The 22213-nt window shown below is 66.1% G+C and carries 26 protein-coding genes; 19 read left to right on the forward strand and 7 right to left on the reverse strand.

Features of this window, described 5'->3' with window-relative positions; genetic code table 11:
* The first annotated feature begins 36 nt into the window (after positions 1-36).
* On the forward strand, positions 37-387 hold the full coding sequence (locus tag OHB26_RS26770) for a hypothetical protein (protein WP_330180007.1): 351 nt from the start codon (positions 37-39) through the stop codon (positions 385-387).
* A gap of 61 nt (positions 388-448) precedes the next feature.
* Positions 449-1144, forward strand: coding sequence for a GntR family transcriptional regulator (locus tag OHB26_RS26775; RefSeq protein ID WP_330180008.1), 696 nt, complete (start codon positions 449-451; stop codon positions 1142-1144).
* A gap of 61 nt (positions 1145-1205) precedes the next feature.
* Here OHB26_RS26775 and OHB26_RS26780 read toward each other — a convergent pair whose 3' ends face one another.
* The gene (locus tag OHB26_RS26780; RefSeq protein WP_330180009.1) at positions 1206-1655 is read right to left on the reverse strand and encodes a PTS sugar transporter subunit IIA; all 450 of its coding nucleotides are present in this window, start codon (positions 1653-1655) and stop codon (positions 1206-1208) included.
* Between the two features lie 5 nt (positions 1656-1660).
* The gene (locus OHB26_RS26785) at positions 1661-1891 is read right to left on the reverse strand and encodes a PTS glucose/sucrose transporter subunit IIB (RefSeq protein ID WP_330180010.1); all 231 of its coding nucleotides are present in this window, start codon (positions 1889-1891) and stop codon (positions 1661-1663) included.
* A 111-nt stretch (positions 1892-2002) separates the two neighbouring features.
* Here OHB26_RS26785 and OHB26_RS26790 point away from each other — a divergent pair, with 111 nt between their 5' ends.
* From OHB26_RS26790 to OHB26_RS26815, 6 genes are all read left to right on the forward strand, one after another.
* Positions 2003-3235 carry a PTS transporter subunit EIIC gene (locus tag OHB26_RS26790; RefSeq protein WP_330180011.1) on the forward strand — a complete coding sequence of 411 codons (1233 nt, stop codon included), beginning with the start codon at positions 2003-2005 and terminating at the stop codon, positions 3233-3235.
* The gene (locus OHB26_RS26795; protein ID WP_330180012.1) at positions 3235-3498 is read left to right on the forward strand and encodes an HPr family phosphocarrier protein; all 264 of its coding nucleotides are present in this window, start codon (positions 3235-3237) and stop codon (positions 3496-3498) included. The genes OHB26_RS26790 and OHB26_RS26795 overlap by 1 nt, the downstream gene beginning before the upstream one ends.
* Complete coding sequence (gene ptsP, locus OHB26_RS26800; protein WP_330180013.1) at positions 3488-5143, forward strand: phosphoenolpyruvate--protein phosphotransferase; 1656 nt, start codon at positions 3488-3490, stop codon at positions 5141-5143. The genes OHB26_RS26795 and ptsP overlap by 11 nt, the downstream gene beginning before the upstream one ends.
* A gap of 79 nt (positions 5144-5222) precedes the next feature.
* A complete protein-coding gene (locus OHB26_RS26805; protein ID WP_330180014.1) occupies positions 5223-6389 on the forward strand; it encodes an N-acetylglucosamine-6-phosphate deacetylase in 1167 nt (388 codons plus the stop codon).
* Positions 6377-7159 carry a glucosamine-6-phosphate deaminase gene (gene nagB, locus OHB26_RS26810; protein WP_330180015.1) on the forward strand — a complete coding sequence of 261 codons (783 nt, stop codon included), beginning with the start codon at positions 6377-6379 and terminating at the stop codon, positions 7157-7159. The genes OHB26_RS26805 and nagB overlap by 13 nt, the downstream gene beginning before the upstream one ends.
* 180 nt (positions 7160-7339) lie before the next feature.
* A complete protein-coding gene (locus OHB26_RS26815) occupies positions 7340-7789 on the forward strand; it encodes a hypothetical protein (protein WP_330180016.1) in 450 nt (149 codons plus the stop codon).
* Here OHB26_RS26815 and OHB26_RS26820 read toward each other — a convergent pair.
* Positions 7777-8148, reverse strand: coding sequence for a DoxX family protein (locus OHB26_RS26820; protein ID WP_330180017.1), 372 nt, complete (start codon positions 8146-8148; stop codon positions 7777-7779). The two genes, OHB26_RS26815 and OHB26_RS26820, sit on opposite strands and share 13 nt — an antisense overlap.
* A gap of 128 nt (positions 8149-8276) precedes the next feature.
* On the opposite strand from OHB26_RS26820, the gene OHB26_RS26825 reads away from it, so the two are divergent.
* On the forward strand, positions 8277-9152 hold the full coding sequence (locus tag OHB26_RS26825; protein ID WP_330180018.1) for a class I SAM-dependent methyltransferase: 876 nt from the start codon (positions 8277-8279) through the stop codon (positions 9150-9152).
* A gap of 27 nt (positions 9153-9179) precedes the next feature.
* Here OHB26_RS26825 and OHB26_RS26830 read toward each other — a convergent pair whose 3' ends face one another.
* The 4 genes from OHB26_RS26830 to mptB all read right to left on the reverse strand — a co-directional run bounded on the left by OHB26_RS26830 (position 9180) and on the right by mptB (position 13610).
* Positions 9180-10154, reverse strand: coding sequence for a COX15/CtaA family protein (locus tag OHB26_RS26830; protein ID WP_330180019.1), 975 nt, complete (start codon positions 10152-10154; stop codon positions 9180-9182).
* Between the two features lie 65 nt (positions 10155-10219).
* Positions 10220-11002: an ABC transporter permease gene (locus tag OHB26_RS26835; protein ID WP_330180020.1), complete on the reverse strand. Its 783-nt coding sequence runs from the start codon at positions 11000-11002 to the stop codon at positions 10220-10222.
* Entirely contained in the window at positions 10999-11931 is a 933-nt protein-coding gene (locus OHB26_RS26840; protein ID WP_330180021.1) for an ABC transporter ATP-binding protein, read from the reverse strand. Before OHB26_RS26840 ends, OHB26_RS26835 begins: the two co-directional genes overlap by 4 nt.
* Complete coding sequence (gene mptB / locus OHB26_RS26845; RefSeq protein WP_330180022.1) at positions 11928-13610, reverse strand: polyprenol phosphomannose-dependent alpha 1,6 mannosyltransferase MptB; 1683 nt, start codon at positions 13608-13610, stop codon at positions 11928-11930. Before mptB ends, OHB26_RS26840 begins: the two co-directional genes overlap by 4 nt.
* 501 nt (positions 13611-14111) lie before the next feature.
* Between mptB and OHB26_RS26850 the strand changes: the two genes are divergently transcribed.
* From OHB26_RS26850 to OHB26_RS26895, 10 genes are all read left to right on the forward strand, one after another.
* Positions 14112-14381 (forward strand): metal-sensitive transcriptional regulator, encoded by a 270-nt coding sequence (locus tag OHB26_RS26850; protein WP_330180023.1) that lies wholly within the window; start codon positions 14112-14114, stop codon positions 14379-14381.
* A 24-nt stretch (positions 14382-14405) separates the two neighbouring features.
* Positions 14406-14798 (forward strand): DUF302 domain-containing protein, encoded by a 393-nt coding sequence (locus tag OHB26_RS26855; protein ID WP_330180024.1) that lies wholly within the window; start codon positions 14406-14408, stop codon positions 14796-14798.
* Between the two features lie 139 nt (positions 14799-14937).
* Entirely contained in the window at positions 14938-15528 is a 591-nt protein-coding gene (locus OHB26_RS26860) for a TetR/AcrR family transcriptional regulator (RefSeq protein WP_330180025.1), read from the forward strand.
* A gap of 137 nt (positions 15529-15665) precedes the next feature.
* The gene (locus OHB26_RS26865) at positions 15666-16475 is read left to right on the forward strand and encodes a helix-turn-helix transcriptional regulator (RefSeq protein WP_442942723.1); all 810 of its coding nucleotides are present in this window, start codon (positions 15666-15668) and stop codon (positions 16473-16475) included.
* On the forward strand, positions 16472-17932 hold the full coding sequence (sufB, locus tag OHB26_RS26870; RefSeq protein ID WP_330180026.1) for a Fe-S cluster assembly protein SufB: 1461 nt from the start codon (positions 16472-16474) through the stop codon (positions 17930-17932). The genes OHB26_RS26865 and sufB overlap by 4 nt, the downstream gene beginning before the upstream one ends.
* A complete protein-coding gene (gene sufD / locus OHB26_RS26875) occupies positions 17932-19134 on the forward strand; it encodes a Fe-S cluster assembly protein SufD (RefSeq protein ID WP_330180027.1) in 1203 nt (400 codons plus the stop codon). Before sufB ends, sufD begins: the two co-directional genes overlap by 1 nt.
* A 46-nt stretch (positions 19135-19180) precedes the next feature.
* Positions 19181-19951, forward strand: a complete 771-nt coding sequence (gene sufC / locus OHB26_RS26880) for a Fe-S cluster assembly ATPase SufC (protein ID WP_330180028.1) — start codon at positions 19181-19183, stop codon at positions 19949-19951.
* A 12-nt stretch (positions 19952-19963) separates the two neighbouring features.
* Positions 19964-21217, forward strand: a complete 1254-nt coding sequence (locus tag OHB26_RS26885) for a cysteine desulfurase (RefSeq protein WP_330180029.1) — start codon at positions 19964-19966, stop codon at positions 21215-21217.
* Between the two features lie 3 nt (positions 21218-21220).
* Positions 21221-21709, forward strand: a complete 489-nt coding sequence (gene sufU / locus OHB26_RS26890; protein WP_067564653.1) for a Fe-S cluster assembly sulfur transfer protein SufU — start codon at positions 21221-21223, stop codon at positions 21707-21709.
* The gene (locus OHB26_RS26895; RefSeq protein WP_330180030.1) at positions 21702-22118 is read left to right on the forward strand and encodes a metal-sulfur cluster assembly factor; all 417 of its coding nucleotides are present in this window, start codon (positions 21702-21704) and stop codon (positions 22116-22118) included. The genes sufU and OHB26_RS26895 overlap by 8 nt, the downstream gene beginning before the upstream one ends.
* Positions 22119-22213 lie beyond the last annotated feature (95 nt).

A 22213-nucleotide genomic window follows, 5' to 3' on the forward strand; every position in this document is an offset into this window, starting at 1 on the left:
ATCGACTCCGATCTACCGATGGGTAAACTCCAAGCCATGAGCGCTACCGCTGCCCAGGCACCCGCAAAGCTGTCGCCGTCCGTCGTCGATTCCGTCAAGGGATTCCTCGCCGAGCACGGTGGTTCGGCCACCGCGGTGTTGCAGCCCATCGGCCGTATCGGCGTCCGCGTCACCCTGGTCGGTGCCGACGGTATCCTCGGTGATCGGGTCGTCGGCGACCTGGAGACCGCCAAGGCGCTCGTGGCCGCCGTCGACGGTCTCACCGAGGCCGATGAGTGGAACCGTGAGCTGGTCTCCGCTGTTACCCCGGCCAAGGGCCACTGGGCCAAGATGGCGGGCTGGGTGGCCAAGCAGAAGCGATTCCCCAAGGCGCGCAACGAGAAGTAGGTCGAATGAGCCCGCAATCCGCGGGGGGCGTACGGACCCAGAGGACGACGTGTCGGGCCGAGTGACTAAACAGGCGCAGCTGCGCTCCGCGCTGACCACCCTGTGCGCGCAGCTGCGCCCCGGTGAGATGCTGCCCAGCGAACGCCAGCTCTGCGACGACTACCGCGTCAGTCGCATGACGGTGCGAGAAGTGCTGGGGCAGCTCGAGACCGAGGGCGTCATCACCCGTATTCCGGGTAAGGGCACCTTCGTCGCCGAGCGGGTGGCACGCTCCCGCCTGCATATGGCGTCCTTCAGCGATGACATGCGCCGCCTCGGCCGCACGCCCAGCACGGTGGTGCTGCACACCGATTTCGCTGTGCCGCCGCCCGCTTCGATCAACGCGCTCGGAACCAGCGCCAGCGACAAGGCTTTTCATCTGGTGCGGCTCCGATTGGCCGATGGTCTGCCGATCTCCATCGACGACGGCTGGTACCGCGCGGACCTGCTCCCCGGTCTGCTCGACCATGACCTGACGCAATCGCTGTACTCGTTGCTGGAGAAGCAGTACGACTGCCCCATCGACCGCGCCGATCAGACCGTCCGCGCGGTGGCCGCGGATGAGCGAGGTGCGGGCTGGCTCGGCACCGATGTCGGTTCCCCGCTGCTGGCCTTCGATCGCATGTCCTACTCCCGTGACCGCTGTATCGAACACGCCCAATCCTGGTATCGCGCAGATCGATACCAGGTCTACATGACGGTCTCCGCGGCCGACTGACGCCGATACGACTGAGCCCCAGCCTGATTCAGGCCGGGGCTCGGTTCGTTCCGGAGACCGCTCAGATGGCGAAGAGCGGTTCACCGGCGGTGACCGCACCGGCGGCGGCCTGCTGTGCCGATCCCGGCGGGGTGTCCATGACGACCACCGGCACCGCGGCGCTGAGGCCGAGGCGGCGAATGGCGTTCGGGGAGAAGATAACCAGAGGTTCGCCAACCTCGATGCGCGAGCCCTCGGCGGCCTTCACCTCGAAGAGATCGGGCTTGCCGACGGTGTCGATGCCGACGTGCAGCAGCACCCCGACGCCGTCGTCCGAGACGATGACCGCGGCGTGCGGATGCAGCTTCACGATCGAGCCGGAGATGGGTGCGACCACCGTGATCGACTCATCGGTATCGGGCGGTTCGATGGCGACGCCGGAGCCGACCATCTCCGCCGCGAACACCGGATCGGGCACCTCGGAGAGCGGGATCGCGGTGCCGGGCAGGGGCGCGAGAATCTGTGTGCTCATGGTGTTCAGAGCAGATCGTTGATGTCTTCGGCCAGGGCGTCGGCGGTGGGGCCGACCACGACCTGAACCGCGTCACCCATCTTGACCACGCCGTGCGCGCCCGCGGCCTTGAGATCCTTCTCGTTCACCAGTGCAGGGTCCTTGACTTCCACGCGCAGGCGCGTGATGCAACCCTCGACCTCGACGATATTGCCGGTACCGCCGAGACCGGCGACGATTTGATCGACTTTCGACATCTTTCCTCCGTGCGTGTCGAGTGGACAAAGCTGGTTATAACCAGTTTACTGTGGTTATAACCAGTCACCCTATCTTCTGGTGACCCTATTCACAGACCGAGGACCACCGCTATGGCCGATACCGCCCAGGGCGCACGCAAGAAAATCGACCTGTCCGGACTGCAGAAGCTCGGCCGCAGCTTGATGCTGCCGATCGCAACGCTACCCGCTGCCGGCCTGTTGCTACGGCTAGGACAGGACGACATGCTCGGCCGTTGGTCGGCCATGGAAACCGTCGCCAATGTGCTCGCCGGAGCCGGCGGAGCGCTCATCGACAACCTGCCGCTGCTGTTCGCGGTCGGCATCGCCATCGGCTGGGCCAAGAAGGCCGACGGCTCCACCGCACTCGCCGCTGTCGTCGGATACCTGGCGCTGGGCGGCGTTTTCAAAGCCATGTCCCCGGTCGTGCTCGACGGCAAGCTGGACGCCAAGGGCTCCCAGCTGATGATCAACTTCGGTGTCCTCGGCGGCATCGTCATCGGTATCACCGCCGCCATGCTGTGGACCAAATTCCACCGCACCCAGCTGCCCGACTATCTCGGGTTCTTCTCCGGCCGCCGCCTGGTGCCCATTCTGACCGCCGTCGCGGCCGTCTTCATCGGTGTGGCCCTGGCCTTCGTCTACCCGGCTTTCAACTCCGGACTGACCTGGCTCGGAAATACGGTGTCGGACAACGCCGTTGCCGGTGGCGGCGTCTTCGGTTTCGCCAACCGCATGCTGCTGCCGCTGGGCCTGCACCACATCCTGAACTCGGTGGTGTGGTTCGTCGTCGGTGACTACACCGTCGACGGCCAGACCTACCACGGTGATATCGCCATGTTCCTGCACGGCGATCCGAACGCGGGCACCTTCATGACCGGCTTCTTCCCGATCATGATGTTCGGCCTGCCCGCCGCCGCACTGGCCATCTGGCGCAATGCCAAGCCGGAGAATCGCAAGATGATCGGCGGCATCATGCTCTCGACCGGTCTGACCGCCTTCGTCACCGGTATCACCGAGCCCCTGGAATTCGCCTTCATCTTCGTGGCCTGGCCGCTGCTGCTCATCCACGCGTTCTTCACCGGAACCTCGCTGGCACTGACCAATTGGCTCGGCATCCACGACGGCTTCACCTTCTCCGCGGGCGCCATCGACTATCTGCTGAACTTCGGCAAGGCGACGCATCCGCTACTGCTGATCCCCATCGGCCTGGGTTACGCGGTGCTCTACTACGTCACCTTCAGCTTCATCATCAAGCGCTGGAACCTGCCGACCCCGGGCCGTGAACCCGATGAAGAAGAGATCGAGAAGGAGAACGTCGCGTAATGATCAATCGCACCGCCGTAGTCGCCTCGAAGACCGGTCTGCATGCCCGCCCGGCCGCGCTCTTCGCGCAGGCCGCCGCCAAATCGCCGGTCCCGGTGACCATTTCGGTCGACGGGAAAGCCCCGGTCGCCGCGGGCAGCCTGTTGCAGGTGATGACCCTGGGCGTGAAGCAGGGCGATGAGGTCATCCTCTATACCGAGGAAGGTAACGAGGACACCCTCGACCAGCTGGTCAAGCTGCTGGAGACCGATCTTGACGCATGAGGTACACGGCGTCGCCGCCGCTCCCGGGGTGGCGCTCGGACCGGTGAAGTGGCTGGCGGCCGCGCCCGTCACCAGCGCCTCCGACGCCCCCGGCAGCGATGCCGACGCTGAAATCTCCCGCGCCGAAGCGGCTTTCGAGACGGTGGCGGCGCGGTACTCCGCGCAGGCCCTCGATGCCGAAGGTCCGGCCGCCGACATCCTGTTCATGACATCGGCGCTGGCGGCCGACCCGGCTCTGCTGGATCAGGTGCGCGCGGGTATCCGTGCCGGCGGACCCACCGCGCATTCGGTCACCGAGGCGGTCGCGCACTTCGCCGATCAGCTGACCGCATTGGGCGGCATGATGGCAGAACGCGCCTCCGACCTGAGGGACGTGGGACAGCGCGTGGTCGCCGAACTACTCGGTCAGGATCCGCCCGGAATCCCGGACAGCGCAGCGCCTTTCGTGCTCGCCGCACAGGATCTGGCACCCGCCGATACCGCGACCCTGGATCCGGCGATCGTGGTCGGATTGCTCACCGTCGCGGGCGGTCCCACCTCGCATACCGCGATTCTGGCCAAGGCCCTGGGGATTCCGGCTGTGGTCGCCTGCCCCGGCGCGGGCGAGATCGCGGAGAACACCGTGGTCGTGATCGACGGCACCGGCGGTGTGGTGGAGATCGAGCCCGAGGCGGGGCGTCGCGAGGAAGTGCTTGCCGTGCGTGCACGACAGGCAGACGCCCCTACCGGTCCCGGTCGCACCGCAGACGGATACGCGGTGCCGCTGCTCGCGAATGTGGGCAGCGTCGGCGACGCTCAATTGGCCGTCGAACTCGGTGCGGAGGGTGTGGGCCTGTTCCGCACCGAATTCCTTTTCCTCGGAAGGCAATCCGCGCCGACCGTGGCCGAACAGACCGAACAATACGCGGACATCTTCCGGGTCCTGGGGGAGCGGCCGATCACCGTGCGCACCCTCGATGCGGGCTCGGACAAGCCGCTGCCCTTCCTCAACCTGCCGGATGAGGAGAACCCCGCACTGGGCGTGCGCGGCCTTCGGTTGAGCAGCGTCGATGAGGGGACGCTGCTCGATCAGCTCACGGCCATCGAGGCCGCGCGGGCGGCCACCGGGGCCAGCGTGAGCGTGATGGCCCCGATGGTCGGCACCGTCGAGGAGGCGAAGTACTTCGCCACCCGTGCCCGGGCGGCCGGGGTGCGGTCACCGGGCGTGATGGTGGAGATTCCCGCCGCCGCGATCCGCTCGGAACATCTTGGCGCGGAGGTGGATTTCTTCTCCATCGGCACCAATGACCTCTCGCAGTATCTGTTCGGCGCGGATCGCATGTCTGCCACGCTGGCGGCGCTGCACAATCCGTGGCAGCCCGCACTGGCCGCGACCATCGCCATGGTCGTCGCCGGAGCGAAGACGCACGGTGTGAAGGTCGGCGTCTGCGGCGAATCGGCCTCGAACCCCGAATTCGCCTGTGTGCTGGTGGGTCTCGGCGTCGAGACGCTCTCCATGGCCCCGCGCTCGCTGGCGGGTGTGCGGGCGCGGCTCACCGAGGTCACCCTGGAGCAGTGCCGGGCGGCGGCCGAAGCGGTGCTCTCCGCACGCACCGCCGACGATGCGGTGGACGTGGCCGGGGCGGCACTGGGGCGGAAGAAGTGAGCGCGGCAAGGCAATTCGCGACAGCACTCGGGTCACGGCGGCGAGCGGACATCACGCCGTATACGGGGGCGACGACGCAGTGAGAACAACACTGCGCGGCCGGGTCGTCACCCTCACCGAGGCGGGCGAACTCGCCGACGGTGTGGTGTCGTTCGACGGACCGCTGCTCGACTATGTCGGCCCGGCAACAGGATTCGACGGTGAGCTCCCCGAAACGGCGGGGGAGCCGCCGGTCATCCTGCCCGGACTCATCGATGTGCACTGTCACGGCGGCGGCGGATTCGGTTTCCCGGAGACCGATTCCGACGGTGTGGCCGTGGCCGCGGACTTCCACCGCGGGCACGGCACCACCACGCTGGTCGCCTCGCTGGTCTCGGCCACCGAAGCCGAACTGCGCGAACGGATCGACGTGCTGGGCAAGGCCATCGACGGCGGTCTGCTCGCGGGTATCCATCTCGAGGGCCCGTTCATCAGCGAACACCGCAGGGGCGCACACAATCCCGACCGCATTGTCGCGGGCGATCCGGTCATGCTGCAGCGGCTCGTCGACTACGCCGGTGGCCGTATTCTCTCGGTCACCGTCGCCCCCGAGACCGCCAATTTCGACGCCCTCGCCGATGTGCTCGCGGAGGCGAATGTGGTGCTGTCCCTGGGGCATACGGTCGCCGACTACGACCGCTCCGTCCATGCCATGCGCCGGGGCCGGCGGGTCTCCATCACCCACCTGTTCAATGCCATGCCCGAACTCGCGCACCGCGACGCCAACTTCCTGACCGCCGCCATGGCCGCCGCCGGACGCGGCGATGTGGTGGCCGAGGTCATCGGCGACGGTGTGCATTTGGCCGACGGCACCGTGCGCATGGTCTTCGATACCATCGGCCCGCACAATCTGGCCCTCATCACCGACGCCATGGCCGCCGCCGGCGAACCCGACGGCCGCTATCACCTGGGCAGTCTGGATGTGGTGGTGAAGGACGGCGTGTCCAGGCTCTACGATCCCGAGGGTGCGGGAGCCATCGCGGGCGGTACCGCCTGCGCCGCGGATGTGCTGCGCCGCACCGTCTTCCACGCGGGCGTCGACCTTACCGCCGCCGCCGTCGCGGCCTGCGCCACCCCCGCGCGACTGCTCGGTCGCGCGGACGAGATCGGCGCGCTGCGCCCCGGAATGCGAGCGGATCTGCTCGTCACCGACCATCATCTGAACCCGACGACCGTGTACAAGGACGGAGCGCAATGGAACTCGTGATCACCGATAACGCGGCCGAAGCCGGAGTACTGGCGGGCCGCATCATGGCCGACCATGTACGCCGCGGCGCCCGCGCCATCGGCCTGGCCACCGGTTCCTCCCCGCTCGGCGCGTATCAGGAACTCATCCGCCAATACCAGGCCGGTGAGGTGAGTTTCGCAGGCGTACAGGCCTTCCTGCTCGACGAGTACATCGGCCTGCCGCCCGGTCATCCGCAGTCGTACGCCCAGTTCATCCGCGACGAATTCACCTCGCATGTCGACTTCGCGGACGGCAATGTGCACAGCCCCGACGGCCGAGCCGCCGATATCCCCGCCGCCGCAGCCGATTACGAACGCTCCATCGCCGCGACCGGCCGAATCTCGGTCCAGATCCTGGGCATCGGCGCGAACGGCCACATCGGCTTCAACGAGCCCGGCTCGTCCCTGCGCTCACGCACCCGCGTCAAAACCCTGACCCCGAAAACCCGCGAGGACAACGCCCGCTTCTTCGACGACGACCTCACCCAGGTCCCCACCCACGTGCTCACCCAGGGCCTCGGAACCATCAGCGACGCAGACCATCTGCTCATGATCGCCACCGGTGCGGGCAAGGCCGACGCGGTGGCCGCCGCAGTGGAGGGCCCGGTCTCCGCCTTCTGCCCGGCTTCGATCCTCCAAATGCACCCGCACGTCACCGTCATCGTCGACCCCGCCGCGGCCGCGAACCTCAAAGCCGTCGACTACTACCGCTTCGCGGTGCAGAACAAGCCCTCCTGGCAGAGCTTCTGACCTCCGCATATTTCGCTCGAGGGATTGCCGCTCGGTTGCTTGACTAGCCTCGCGTCTCCGGCTGTGATGAACCGATGATGGGTCGGCGCGCGTGGATGGAGTTGCCCCCTTCCTCGTGATCGCCGAGTTTGTACTACGATAAGTAGTACTCAGGGCTGCAATCACCCGTAAGGGGTCGCCATGACTCATTCTCTCGCCCCGGCCGCCATACCCGCCGCCGCGCAACGGCAACTCCGCACGGTCACCGTGGTATTCGCGATCGCACTGCTCGTCCACGGTTCGGATCATCTGCGGCGCGGTATGGATACGGTCTCCAGCACCGTCATGGTGCTGGGCACCGTGCAGTTGATCCTGGCCGCCGCCACCATCGTGCTGATCTTCCGCAACCATCGGTGGGCGATCCCGGCGGCGATCGGCATCGGCTTCGCCAGCGCCGCCGGATTCATCCTCGTGCACCTGTTCCCGGATTGGTTCGGTCCGTTCAGCGACAGCTTCATCAATGCGCCCGCATCGGCCAAGGTGAACGGAATCTCTTGGTTCGCAGCCATTTTCGAGATCATCAGTGATTTCGCGCTGGGCGTCACCGCGCTTCGGGTACGACGGCTGAGCGGACGTGGTCAGTACGCGTAGGGACCGAACCGGCCCCACGCCACGAATACCGCCAGCGCGAACATCACCGCGTTCACCGGCAGTGCCGCATACTCCTTGCGCCGGATATGCACGGCCGCCGCCAATGCCATGATCAGCGCGATACCGCTCGCCGCCAGCGGAGTCAGCACCGGTGCGATACCGGTCCACGCGGGCAGGATCAAACCCAGCCCGCCCAGGAATTCGACGATTCCGATCAGCCGCAACTGGGCGGGCGTGACATCCTCCACCCACGGCATCTTCTCGTTGAGCTGCTCCTTGGGTTGTGTACTCTTCGCGACTCCCGCCGCCACGAACGCCAATCCCAATACGATCGCGACAACCCACAGCGCCACATTCATCGGTGGTGAACCCTTCTTGATCTTCCCCGCCTCGCATGAAGGCTAGGGCCCAACCTTCGCGCCCGCGCGCCGAGCGGGCAGCCCGGTCGGCGAGCAATCCTCCGGACACCTGCTGAATAATGAGCCGCATGGCCGAGCGCAAGGCAAGTCGTACGGCGGTACTGGTGTGTCAGGGGCGGGCGGTCGCGGATGGGCGGATGGCCGTCGGGCGGTTCAGCGATCCGGTCGCGGTCGAGTTGCTGACCGCGCCGGAGCGGGTGCTGGTGGAGCAGGTGCGCTCCGGAGTCGCGCCGCAGGTCTTCGGGGATCGGATCGAATACGGTCTGCTCTCCGGGGTTTCGGAGACCCTTGCCACTCGCACCGTCACCATCGATGACGCGCTGCGCGATCGCGGCAATACCCAGCTGGTGATTCTCGGCGCGGGGCTCGACGCGCGGGCGTGGCGGATGAAGGAGCTCGCCGACGCGACCGTCTTCGAGGTGGATCAGCCTGCCTCACAACAGGATAAGCGGCAGCGACTGGGGGAGCGGACGCTGCTCGCCGGATCGGTGCGATTCGTTCCGGTGGACTTCGCGACCGATTCACTGGACGCGGCCCTCGCGGCGGCCGGACACGATACGACCCGCGCGACCACCTGGATCTGGGAGGGCGTGGTGAACTATCTGACGCGTGAGCAGATCGCGGCCACGGCCGCGGTGGTCGCTGCGCGCAGTGCGCCGGGCAGCCGTTTCATCATCACCTACCCCGCGCCGTCGGTGCGGAATACGCTGGGACGCAGGATCGTCCGGCCGTTGTGGGCCTTGGCGAGACGGCAGAATCCGATCGCCGACGAACCGATGCGATCGACCTGGACGCCCGAGCGCATGCGAGAACTCCTGGATGCGAACGGATTCGAAGTCGTCACCGATATCGACCAGCTCACCGTCGCGCAGGAACTGGATCTGGCCGTGGAGCGCGGGCCGTTCCTGCGCAGTGGGCGGATCGTGGTGGCGGACCGGATCTGACTCCGGCCCAGCCGAACCCGGACGCCGTCAGGCGGTCTGGGTGGCGGGTGCGCCGACCTCCGCGACGACCGTCTCCCGGGTGCGCATGGCGGCCCAGAGCGCCGCCGTCGCCGCGACACACGCGGCGGCACCGCCGACGTGGATGGCCACCAGGGCGGCCGGGACGTCGGTCAGATACTGCACCAGACCCACGAGCGCCTGGCTGCAGACCAGCACGAGCAGCACGATCAGACGGGTGCGAACGGCCTTGTTCATGCCGATCGCGGCCAGGCCACAGGCCAGCCCGATCAGCAGGGCGAGGTACGCGACCAGCAGTTCGGCGTGCAGGTGCACCAGGGTGACGATCTCGACCTGCAGGCGTTCGACCGGCTTCTCGATGCTCTTGTCACCGGCGTGCGGTCCCGCGCCCGTGACCAGGGTGCCCGCTATGAGCGTGCCCGACAGGGCGATCCCGCTGAGGGCGGTCAGCAATCGCAGCGGTGTGGGCGCTCGGACGATCTCGATGCCGTCATCGGGTTCGTTGATCTTGGCGTACAACAGCACTGCCAGCCACACCATCAGCATGGAGGCCAGCAGATGCAACGAGACCGTCCACCACAGCAGTCCGGTGCGCACGGTGATACCACCGAGGATCGCCTGCAGCACTGTGCCGCCGGGCATCAGCCACGCGTAGATCTGCACATTGCGTCGCCGCCGCGCCCGGGTCACCGCGATCACCACCAGGGCCGCACAGAGCGTCACCGCGAAAGTCAGCATGCGATTGCCGAATTCGACCGCCTGGTGAATCGCCGGGACCTCGGATACCGCGGTTGGGACGAAGCTGCCCGGGAAGCACTGCGGCCAGGTGGGGCAGCCGAGTCCGGAGGAGGTGACGCGAACAATGGCTCCGGTCACCGCGATTCCGGCCTGGGACAGGATCACCGCGATGGCGATGAGGCGCTGCGCCCGCAGGGACGCGAACGGGAACAGATCGGCGAATCGCTGGAAGGCGCGAGATAGCACGGATCGATGGTAGCGGGAGCGTATTCGGGCCTGTCACCGGCCCTACTACAACCTGTCGTGGAGCCTCAGTCGAAGCGGAAGAAACGGGTGGCGAGCCAGCCGCTGACCGTGCTCCAGGCGGCCAGTACGGCCAGGCCGTACCAGTCGATACTGTTGCGCAGCGCCTGCTCGAGGCACTCCGACAGCGCGCCGGAGGGAATTATGCGGGCGATCAAGCTGACCGCGCCGGGCAGATCGTCGGACATGAAGACCAGGCTCGCGGTGCCGAGCATGACGAACCACAGAATATTCGCCAGCGCCAGCACGATCTCGGCCTTGAGGGTGCCGCCCAGCAGCAGACCCAGCGCGCCGAAAGTGACTGTGCCCAGCGCGATCACGATCGCACCCAGCAGCAGTCCGGTGAGGGAGGGCCGCCAGCCCAGTGCGATACCGATGCCGCCCAACAGGATCGACTGCAGCACCACCACGATGAGCACCGCCGAGCACTTGCCCGCCACAATGCCCCAGCGCGGGAGTGGTGTCGCCCCAAGGCGTTTGAGCGCTCCGTAGCGCCGATCGAAGCCGACCGCGATGGCCTGGCCGGTGAAGGCGGTGGACATGATCGCCACCATCATCACGGCCGGGACGACGCGATCCACCCGATGGTCGCCGAGTCCGCTCAACGGCAGCAGTGTCAATCCGATCAGCAGCGTGATCGGGATGAACATGGTGAGCAGCAGCTGTTCGCCATTGCGCAGCAACAGGATCAGCTCCATGCGGGTCTGCGCGGTCAGCATCTTGGCCCGGGTGGTGGGCTGCGGTGCGGGCGTGAAGGTACCGGGTGCGAAGCGGTTGATGGTCTCGGTCACCCTCTGATTTCCCGTCCGGTCAGTTCGAGGAAGACATCCTCCAGGCGGCGCTGGTCGATGCGAATATCGGTGGGCAGCACGTCGATTCGCGCACACCAGGCGGTGACGGTGGCCAGCACCTGCGGGGTGATATCGCCGTGCAGCTGGTAGGAGCCGGGGGTGGTCTCCTTCGGTGTGAAGCCCTCCGGGAGTGCGGCCGCCAGCAGCGCGAGATCGAGATTCGGTGGGGCGGTGAAGGCCAGGCGGCCCTCGGCGCCGTGCGAGGTGACCTCGGCGGGCGTGCCCTGCGCGACGATCCGGCCGTGGTCGATGATGACCAGCTGATCCGCGAGCTGCTCCGCCTCATCCATGAGATGCGTGGTGAGCAGCACGCTCACACCGTCGCGGCGCAGCGCGTCGATCAGCTCCCACACCAAATGCCTTGCCTGCGCGTCCAATCCGGCGGTCGGCTCATCGAGGAAGACGATCTCGGGCCGTCCCACCAGTGCGCACGCCAGTGCCAGCCGCTGCTGCTGCCCGCCGGAGAGCCGCCGGTACGGGGTGCGTCGCGCGTCCTGCAATCCGAGCGTCGACAGCAGCCAGTTCGGATCGAGGGGATTGGCCGAGTACGAGGCGACCAGATCCAGCATCTCCCCGGCCTTGGATCCGGGATACGCCCCGCCGCCCTGCAGCATGACGCCGATACGCGGCCGCAGTCGATCGGAGTCCGCGATCGGATCCAGCCCGAGCACTCGCACGCTTCCGGCATCGGGGGCGACGAATCCCTCGCACATTTCGGTGGTCGTGGTTTTTCCCGCCCCATTGGGTCCGAGCAGTGCCAGCACCTGTGCGCGTTGCAGTTCGAAGCTGAGGCCGTCGACCGCGGTGGTGTCGCCGTAGCGTTTGACGACGCCGTCGACTCTGACGGCGGGTTCGGAGGCTGCGGTCACGATGAGACACCGTAGGCCGTGGGCTGCTGTGACGGAGCCGACACCCCCGGCTGATTGCGCCATGGCAGCACATTGCGGGTGAGGAAAATCAGCAGCAAACCCACGAGCACGGTGGCGATGGCGGATTCGACGATCTGGAAAACATAGAAGTCCGCGCCGCGCGGCATGACCATCATGCTGACCACCACGGACAGGACTACCGCGGGAACTCGGAACGCGGGCCGGGTCGCCCAGGCCGCGAGCGGAACGATCGCCCAGAGCAGGTACCAGGGCTGCACCACCGGGAACAGCAGTACGAGTGCGCCGAGTGCGACCCCCAGCGCGCCGATCGGATTAAGCCGTCCCTTCCAGGTGGCGACGAGCATGCGCAGGATGATGAACGCCATCACGATCTCCGCCATCGGCCGAATGAGATCGAGCAGGGCGGTGGTGTGATCACCGAGTCCGAGCAGTACGCCCCCGAATCCGGTGATGATGCCGATGGCCGTGGGCAGTGACAGATAGCTGCGGACCGCACTGGCCTGATTCAGCGTATATATCCAGCCGAATCCGAGACCGCTGAAGCCGCTGACGAAAGCCGTTGTGGCGACGGCGACCGCACCTAATATGGCCCCCGCCAAGAGAATCGACCGAATTCCGTTACCCCACCGCCGGGCCAATGCCATTCCGACGAAACCGAGCGCGACAATCGACGTGATCTTTATCGACGAGGACAAAGTAATGACCACCGCGCCGAATATGAGGGTGGCCCAGGCATTTCTGTCGAATATCGGTGAATCGTCAATGGCCCGAAGGCAGAACTCCAATCCCGCGAGCATGAGCCCGAGCATGAGCGCGTCATTGTGCACCCCGCCGACCAGGTGGAACAGCACCAGCGGATTGGCCGCACCCAACCACAGCGCACTCACCGGCGCCACGCCGCAGCGCCGGGCCAGCCGGGGGAGCGCCCAGACGATCAGTGCCACACCCGCGAGCGCCAGCAGCCGGTGCATCCACACCCCGGCGATAATGTTGCTGCCGGTCAATTCCGCGATACCGCGCCCCATCCACAAGAACAGCGGACCGTAGGGCGCGGGGGTCTCCCGCCAGATATTCGGCACATTATTGGTCAGCACATTGCTGAGCCCGAGCCCGTCGACCGGTCCCACCTGATAGGGATCCAATCCACGCGCCGCGATTTCGCTCTGCGCGAGATAGGAATACACGTCATTGCTGAACATCGGCGGTGCGACGCTGAGCGGAATGATCCACAGCAGCAGCGTCCGATCCATCTGCGACCGCGTCAGCCGGTGCCGCGGATTCCCGCCCCATCCGCCGACCGCGAATCGTCCGAGCAGCAGCCACGCCATCACCACGAGCGTCGCGCCGATCATGCACATGGCCAGCGTCGAGGTGTGCGCCCGCGCGAAGAATCCCAGCACCCGCAGCCCGGACGTCGGATTCTGATGCACCGGCTGGGCACCCACGCCGAGCGCGGAGATCGCCATGATCACCACACCGGTGGCCCCGAGCAACCGGATCCGCATCAGCTGCAGGGTTTCTCGCCGGTCGAGCCCCGGCACCTCGGTCTCATTGGTGTGCAGGACCGCGATCGTGTGGTCGGACGGCTGGACGTCCAGGCCCAGCACCCGGCGTCCCAGGTCGATCACTCTGCGCGCCGCGCCATCCACTACCGCCACGGTCGCCAAGCCTAGTAGGGAACAATCGCCTGACCGCCCATCGCATGGTGGTATCCGGAATCGCGTCCGGATCGACTGTTCGAGCCATCTCAGTGGTGAACCGTCCGCAAGGATTGGAGTGATCGTCCGTGACTGTCCCGGCTATGCGTCCGCGCCCGGGGAACCTGCGCGTCGTGGCCGAGCAGATCGAACAGGCCACGGGTCTGCGTGTGGAGATCCTGGGGGGCAGCCTGGTGATGTCACCGACACCGCCTGGAAAGCATGCCGGGGATCCGTCGACTACGTCAGCGGTTGGAAACCCAGATGCCCGTCGGCCTAGTTGATCCTGCTGCGGTTGACCGGGCATGCGGCCTGGTGGTCGCCGCGCTGGTTGTGGTGCGTGCTGCCGGGTATCAGTTTCGGGCACTGAGGACGGATTGTTCGAATGGTGAGCCGCACCGCATATCCCTTGGATACCCCCAGGGGTATGATCGGTGTATCGAACCTAGGGAAGGAACCGGCATGGTCGGCGACGAAGACAGCATCTCACTGGTACTCAACCGTCTGCGCCGCGCGCACGGGCAGTTGGCCGGGGTGATCTCCATGATCGAGCAGGGCCGCGAGTGCAAGGACGTGGTCACCCAGCTCGCCGCCGTATCCAAGGCGCTCGACCGTGCCGGTTTCAAGATTGTCGCCACCGGGCTGCGTGACTGTCTGACCGGTGAGAACGCCGAAGGCGCCGAACCGCTTTCGGTCGAGGAACTCGAGAAACTCTTCCTGGCTCTGGCCTGAGCCGGGATCGGAAGGAGACCGATCATGAGCATCGCACTCGCGACCACCCTGCACACCGACTTCGACGACGCCGTCGAACGCACCCGTAAGGCCCTGTCCGAGCAGGGGTTCGGTGTGCTCACCGAGATCGATGTGACCGCCACGCTGCGGAGCAAGCTCGGTACGGAGATGGAGCGGTACCTGATTCTCGGCGCGTGTAATCCGCCGCTGGCGCATGCCGCGCTGGAGGTGGATCGGCAGATCGGATTGCTGCTGCCCTGCAATGTGGTTGTCCGCGAGGACCGTTCGAGCGGTGACGTGCTGGTCGAGGCCATGAATCCGGAGCTGATGGTGCAGGTGGCGGGGGAGTCCGCACTGCGGGCGGTCGCGGACCAGGCCACGGCCAAACTTCGGGCCGCGATCGAAGCGCTCGGCTGAACCGCCCCGCCGGTCCGCCTGTTTCGTGGTTCCCGCCGGATATCGCATCGAGTGCGAAAGTGCACGCGGTGCAATCGGATTGGCTGCGAACCGGCTCGTTCATCCTGCCGGTGTCGGACCCGGCTCATAGGCTTGATGCATGGTTTCCGAGTCGAAGGGGCGGATCGAGGTGGCCGCGGCGGGGCTTTTGGCACGTCACGGCTATCACGGGTTCGGTCTCAAGAAGCTGAGTGATGCGGCCGGGCTGCCGTACGGGTCCATCTACCACCACTTTCCGGGTGGGAAGGAGGAGATCGCGGTATCGGCCATCACCGGAACCGGAGCGCAGGTGGGGCGCATGATCCGGGATGGTTCGGCGGATGTGTTCGCCACGGCCGCAGCATTGTTCGAGTTCATGGCCGCGAAACTCGCTGCCTCCGAATGGACCGACGGCTGTTCGGTGGGTACGCCCGCGCTCGACGGCGGTAGCGATGTGGAAGCGGTGCGCACCGCGTGCGTTATTGCATTCGATGCCATGGCAGGGGGTTTCGCGGAGTTGCTCATGGAAATGGGTCTGCCGGAACAGGAGTCGCGCGAGCTGGCCACCACGGTGATCGCCGCCTACGAGGGTGCGACCCTGCTGGCTCGGGTTCGTCGCTCCGACGAACCCCTGCACACTGTAGCCGCGGCCATGACCCGGCTCATTCGCGCGAGCCTGGCGGAGTTGGCCGCCGAAACGAACCGTAGCTAAATATTTGCTGTCCGAGTGAAGTGCTGCCGGCCCCATCGCCCCCGGTTGGATGCTGTGTAAAGGTTCACACCTCCATGTCCCGTGAAGTCAGGTGACCCTTACTGGAACGTGGGAAGTAATTCCGTCACACTGATGTTGTGAAAACCGTGGGTTTGCGGAATGTGACAGCCGAAACCGGGCGCCAGCAGGGCGCCCGGGCTGCTGTTGTGTCCGCACCGGCCGGTGAGGGGCACACCCGTGAGGCCGTTATCAAGCTCTTGCTGGAGGAAGGTCCGATTACCGCGACCGCCATCGGCAAGCGGCTGGGTCTGAGCCCCGCGGGTGTGCGTCGGCATCTGGACGCGCTCATCGAATCCGGTGAGGCGCGGGCGGCGCGCTCGGCGGCCTGGCAGCAGAAGGGCCGCGGGCGTCCCGCCAAGCAGTACCAGTTGACGGCCACCGGCCGCGGCCGCCTCGGCCATGCCTACGATGACCTCGCAGGTGCCGCGATGCGTCAGCTGCGCGAGATCGGCGGGGACAAGGCCATCGTCGAATTCGCGCGCAAGCGGGTCGGTGCCATTGTCGCCGGGATCGGTCAGCTCGAGCGGCATACGCCGGAGTCGACCATCGACAAGGCCGATGAGATCGCGGACGCGTTCTCCGAGGCCGGGTTCGCCGCCTCCACCCGGAAAGTCGGTGCGGGAGTGCAGATCTGCCAACACCACTGCCCGGTATCGCATGTCGCCGAGGAGTTCCCGGAGCTGTGCGCCGCCGAGCTCGAGGCTTTCAAGCAAATACTCGGCACGCATGTGCAGCGCTTGGCGACCATCGCCAATGGCGATTGCGCGTGCACCACGCACGTTCCGCTCACGCTCACCGTGCCGCCCAAAACGAATACCGCTGAAACAACCCCCGTTGCCCAGCCCGCAACGACTTCTACACACGACTCCGGAAGGAGTGCCGAATGACGACTACAGCCGCGGCGAGCCGCGAATCTGATACCGCCCAGGTTCCGCCTCTCACCCAAGAGGAGACCATCGCCTCCATTGGGACCTACGGGTACGGCTGGGCCGACAAGGATGTCGCCGGTGCCAGTGCCAAGCGCGGCCTGTCCGAGGAGGTCGTGCGCGACATCTCGGCGAAGAAGAGCGAGCCCGAATGGATGCTCGACTTCCGGCTGAAGGCGCTGCGCATCTTCGACAAGAAGCCGATGCCGAGTTGGGGTTCTGACCTCGACGGCATTCACTTCGACAACATCAAGTACTTCGTGCGTTCCAGCGAGAAGCAGGCCGCCACGTGGGAAGACCTGCCCGAGGACATCAAGAACACCTACGACAAGCTGGGCATCCCGGAGGCCGAGAAGCAGCGTCTGGTGTCCGGTGTCGCGGCGCAGTACGAGTCCGAGGTCGTCTACCACTCGATCCGTGAGGATCTCGAGAAGCAGGGCGTCATCTTCCTGGACACCGATACCGCGCTCAAGGAGCACCCGGAGCTGTTCCAGCAGTACTTCGGTTCGGTCATCCCGTCCGGTGACAACAAGTTCTCGGCGCTGAATTCGGCTACCTGGTCCGGCGGTTCGTTCATCTACGTGCCGAAGGGCGTGCACGTGGATATTCCGCTGCAGGCGTACTTCCGCATCAACACCGAGAACATGGGTCAGTTCGAGCGGACGCTGATCATCGTCGACGAGGATGCCTACGTGCATTACGTCGAGGGTTGTACCGCGCCTATCTACAGCTCCGATTCGCTGCACTCCGCGGTCGTGGAGATCATCGTGAAGAAGGGTGGCCGCTGCCGGTACACCACCATTCAGAACTGGTCGAACAACGTCTACAACCTGGTCACCAAGCGGGCCAAGGCCGAGGCGGGCGCGACCATGGAATGGGTCGACGGCAATATCGGCTCCAAGGTCACCATGAAGTACCCGGCCGTGTGGATGACCGGTGAGCACGCCAAGGGCGAGGTGCTCTCCATCGCGTTCGCCGGTGCGGGTCAGCACCAGGACACCGGTGCGAAGATGCTGCACCTGGCGCCGCACACCTCCTCGAACATCATCTCCAAGTCGGTGGCGCGCGGCGGCGGTCGTGCCTCGTACCGCGGCCTGGTGCAGGTGAACAAGGGTGCGTACGGCTCGAAGTCGACCGTGAAGTGCGATGCGCTGCTGGTGGACAACATCTCTCGTTCGGACACCTACCCGTACGTCGATATCCGCGAGGACGACGTGACCATGGGTCATGAGGCGACCGTCTCCAAGGTCTCCGAGGACCAGCTGTTCTACCTGATGAGCCGCGGCCTCACCGAGGACGAGGCCATGGCCATGGTGGTGCGCGGCTTCGTGGAGCCGATCGCCAAGGAATTGCCCATGGAGTACGCCCTCGAGCTGAACCGCCTGATCGAGCTGCAAATGGAAGGAGCCGTCGGCTGATGACGGTCGAGAATGTTGCCGCTTCGGCGGTGCCGAATATCGTCGCAGCTGCCGAGGCTCGCCCTCCGGCATTGAACAAGGGCGAGGTCTTCGCCTCGTTCGACGTCAACGCGTTCGAGGTTCCCTCGGCGCATGACGAGGCGTGGCGATTCACGCCGCTGCGCCGCCTGCGCGGACTGCACGACGGCACCGCCGTTCGGGACGGGCAGGCCGTGGTCGAGGTGACCTCCATCGAGGGCGTCACCGTCGAGACCGTCGATCGCACCGATGCCCGCCTGGGCGTCGCCGGTACCCCGACCGATCGTGTTGCCGCACAGGCGTACTCGGGCTTCGAGCAGGCCACGGTCGTCTCCGTCGGCGCGGAAACCGAAGTGGCCGAGGCGGTTACGCTCACGGTCACCGGTCCGGGCGAGGGTAAGACCGCCTACGGTCACACCCAGATCCGACTGGGCAATTTCGCCGTCGCGAATGTGGTCATCGACCAGCGCGGGAGCGGAACCTACGCGGAGAACGTGGAATTCGTGCTCGGTGACAGCGCCAAGCTGAATGTCATCGTCATCCAGGACTGGGCCGACGATGCCGTGCACGCCGTCGCGCACCACGCCAAACTGGGTCGCGATGCCACACTGCGGCACACCAATGTCACCCTCGGTGGCGAACTGGTGCGCCTGACCGCGACCGTGCGCTACGACGGTCCGGGCGGCGATGCCGAGATGCTCGGCGTGTACTTCGCCGATGACGGTCAGCACTTCGAGCAGCGGCTGCTCATGGATCACTCCGAGCCGAACTGCAAGTCCAATGTGCTGTACAAGGGTGCGCTGCAGGGCGATCCGACCTCGGGCAAGCCCGATGCGCGCACCGTATGGGTGGGCGATGTGCTCATTCGCGCCGCCGCCGAGGGCACCGAGACCTACGAGGCCAACCGCAACCTGGTGCTCACCGATGGCGCGCGCGCCGATTCGGTGCCGAACCTGGAGATCGAGACCGGCGAGATCGTCGGCGCCGGACACGCCTCGGCCACCGGTCGTTTCGATGACGAGCAGCTGTTCTACCTGCGTTCGCGCGGTATCACCGAGGAGGCGGCCCGCCGTCTCGTGGTGCGCGGCTTCTTCTTCGAGATCATCCAGAAGATCACGGTCCCCGAGGTCCGGGAGCGGCTCGAGGCGGCCATCGAGGCCGAACTCGCCGCTGTCGGGGTTTAAGCACCGTCGTCCGACTCCCTCTACTTCGCAAAGGAATTCGAATTCGATGACCACCCTGGAAATCAAGGACCTGCACGTCGAGGTCGCCAACCCGGACGAGTCCGGCGAGCCCATCAAGATCCTCAAGGGCGTCAACCTGACCGTGAAGTCCGGTGAGACGCACGCGATCATGGGCCCCAACGGTTCGGGCAAGTCGACCCTGTCGTACGCCATCGCCGGTCACCCCAAGTACACGGTGACCTCCGGCTCCATCACCCTCGACGGTGAGGACGTGCTGGAGATGTCGGTGGACGAGCGCGCTCGCGCGGGCCTGTTCCTGGCCATGCAGTACCCGGTCGAGGTTCCGGGCGTCTCGGTCTCGAACTTCCTGCGCACCGCCGCCACCGCCGTCCGCGGCGAGGCCCCCAAGCTGCGCACCTGGGTCAAGGAAGTCAAGGAGTCGATGTCGGAGCTGGAGATCGATCCGGCCTTCGTCGAGCGCTCGGTGAACGAGGGCTTCTCCGGTGGTGAGAAGAAGCGCCAGGAGATCCTGCAGCTGAGCCTGCTCAAGCCGAAGATCGCCATCCTCGACGAGACCGACTCCGGTCTGGACGTCGATGCGCTGCGCATCGTCTCCGAGGGCGTCAACCGCTACAAGGAGCGCGAAGAGGGCGGCGTCCTGCTGATCACCCACTACACCCGCATCCTGCGCTACATCAAGCCCGACTTCGTGCACGTGTTCGTCGGTGGCCGCATCGTCGCCGAGGGCGGCGCCGAGCTCGCCGAGGAACTCGATGCGAATGGCTACGTGCGCTTTACGTCCGCTGCTGCTGTTTAGGAGCCACTGCTCATGACCACTACGGTGCCCGCCTTGGATGTCGCCCGCATTCGCGCCGACTTCCCGATCCTCAGCCGCACGGTGCGCGATGGCAAACCCCTGGTCTATCTCGACTCGGGTGCCACCTCGCAGCGGCCGACGGAGGTGCTGGACGCGGAACATACCTTCCTGACCCAGCGCAATGCGGCGGTGCACCGCGGTGCTCATCAGCTGGCCGAAGAGGCCACGGACGCCTACGAAGAGGCGCGTGCGGATATCGCCCGGTTCGTCGGCGTCGACGCCCGCGAGATCGTGTTCACCAAGAACGCGACCGAATCGCTGAACCTGGTGACCTACGCGTTCTCCGATTCGCGGTTCCCGTACCACGTGGGCCCGGGTGACGAGATCGTGGTCACCGAGCTCGAGCATCACGCGAATCTCGTTCCGTGGCAGGAGCTCGCGCGTCGCACGGGTGCGACGCTGAAGTGGTACGGCATCACCGATGACGGGCGTATCGATCTCGATTCGCTCGAATTGTCGCCCGCCACCAAGGTTGTCGCGTTCACGCATCAGTCGAATGTGACCGGTGCGATCGCCGATGTGCACGAAATGGTGCGCCGGGCAAAGGAAGTCGGCGCGCTGACGGTGCTGGACGCCTGCCAGTCGGTGCCGCATATGCCGGTGAACTTCCGTGAGCTGGGCGTGGATTTCGCCGCCTTCTCCGGGCACAAGATGCTCGGCCCGTCGGGTGTCGGCGTGCTGTACGGCCGGTACTCGCTGCTCGAGGAGACCCCGCCGTTCATCACCGGTGGTTCCATGATCGAGACGGTCACCATGGAGGCCACCACCTACGCGGCCCCGCCGCAGCGGTTCGAAGCCGGTGTGCCGATGACCTCGCAGGTGGTCGGACTCGGTGCCGCCGTGCGGTATCTGGAGCGGATCGGCATGGATGCGGTTGCCGCGCACGAGCATTCGCTGGTGCAGGCGACCCTGGACGGTCTCGCGCAGATCGACGGTGTGCGCATTGTCGGCCCGACCGACAATGTGAACCGCGGTGGCGCGGTATCTTTCGTGGTCGAGGGCATCCACGCGCACGATGTGGGTCAGATCCTCGATGACGAGGGCGTCGCGATCCGCGTCGGCCACCACTGCGCCTGGCCGCTGATGCGCCGCCTCGGCGTTCCGGCCACCGCGCGCGCCTCCTTCGCCGTCTACAACACCCTCGACGAGGTCGACGCACTGCTGGCCGCGGTGCGGAAGGCTCAGAGCTTCTTCGGAGTTGCATAGATCATGCGCATGGAGCAGATGTACCAGGAAGTGATCCTGGACCACTACAAGCACCCGCACCACCGCGGCCTACGCGAGCCGTTCGGTGCGCAGGTGCATCACGTCAACCCGACCTGCGGTGACGAGATCACGCTGCGCGTACAGCTGGACGACAAAGGTGATGTCGCCGATGTGTCCTATGACGGCCAGGGCTGCTCGATCAGCCAGGCGTCCACCTCGGTCCTGACCGATCAGGTCATCGGCCTGCCGGTGCAGCAGGCGCTCAAGGTGGTCGACTCGTTCAACGAGATGATCTCCAGCCGCGGCACCCTCGAGGGCGATGAGGACATGATCGGCGACGGTATCGCCTTCGCGGGCGTGTCCAAATACCCGGCGCGGGTCAAATGCGCACTGCTGGGCTGGATGGCATTCAAGGACGCGGTCGTTCAGATAGCCTCCGCCGAGGAGACCAAGCTGCCGATGTCGAACGGGGAGAAGAACAACGATGAGTGACACCACCGGAACTCCGGCCGACGGCTCGGTTGCGGATGCCGTCGTGGCCGAGACCGCCGAAACCGTTGCGCCGCAGGCGGAATTGAGCGAAGAGGACGCCAAGTTCCTCGAGGATCTCGAAGAGGCCATGCGCGATGTCGTCGACCCCGAACTCGGCATCAATGTCGTGGATCTGGGCCTGGTCTACGGGATGCAGGTCGAAGACGGCATCTGCAAACTCGATATGACCCTGACCTCCCCGGCCTGCCCGCTCACCGATGTGATCGAGGATCAGTCGCGCAACGCCCTGGTCCGCAGCGGCCTGGTCGAGGACCTGCAGATCAACTGGGTCTGGATGCCGCCGTGGGGTCCGGACAAGATCACCGACGACGGTCGCGAGCAGCTCCGCGCCCTCGGCTTCACCGTGTAGCCACACCCGGGCACGTTCCATGATCACCCCTGCCGGAATCCGGTGGGGGTGACTTCGTTCCCGGCCTGTCGAAGTCATCGGTCGGGATGGTAGGC

Source organism: Nocardia sp. NBC_01503 (assembly GCF_036327755.1).
Lineage (GTDB): Bacteria > Actinomycetota > Actinomycetes > Mycobacteriales > Mycobacteriaceae > Nocardia.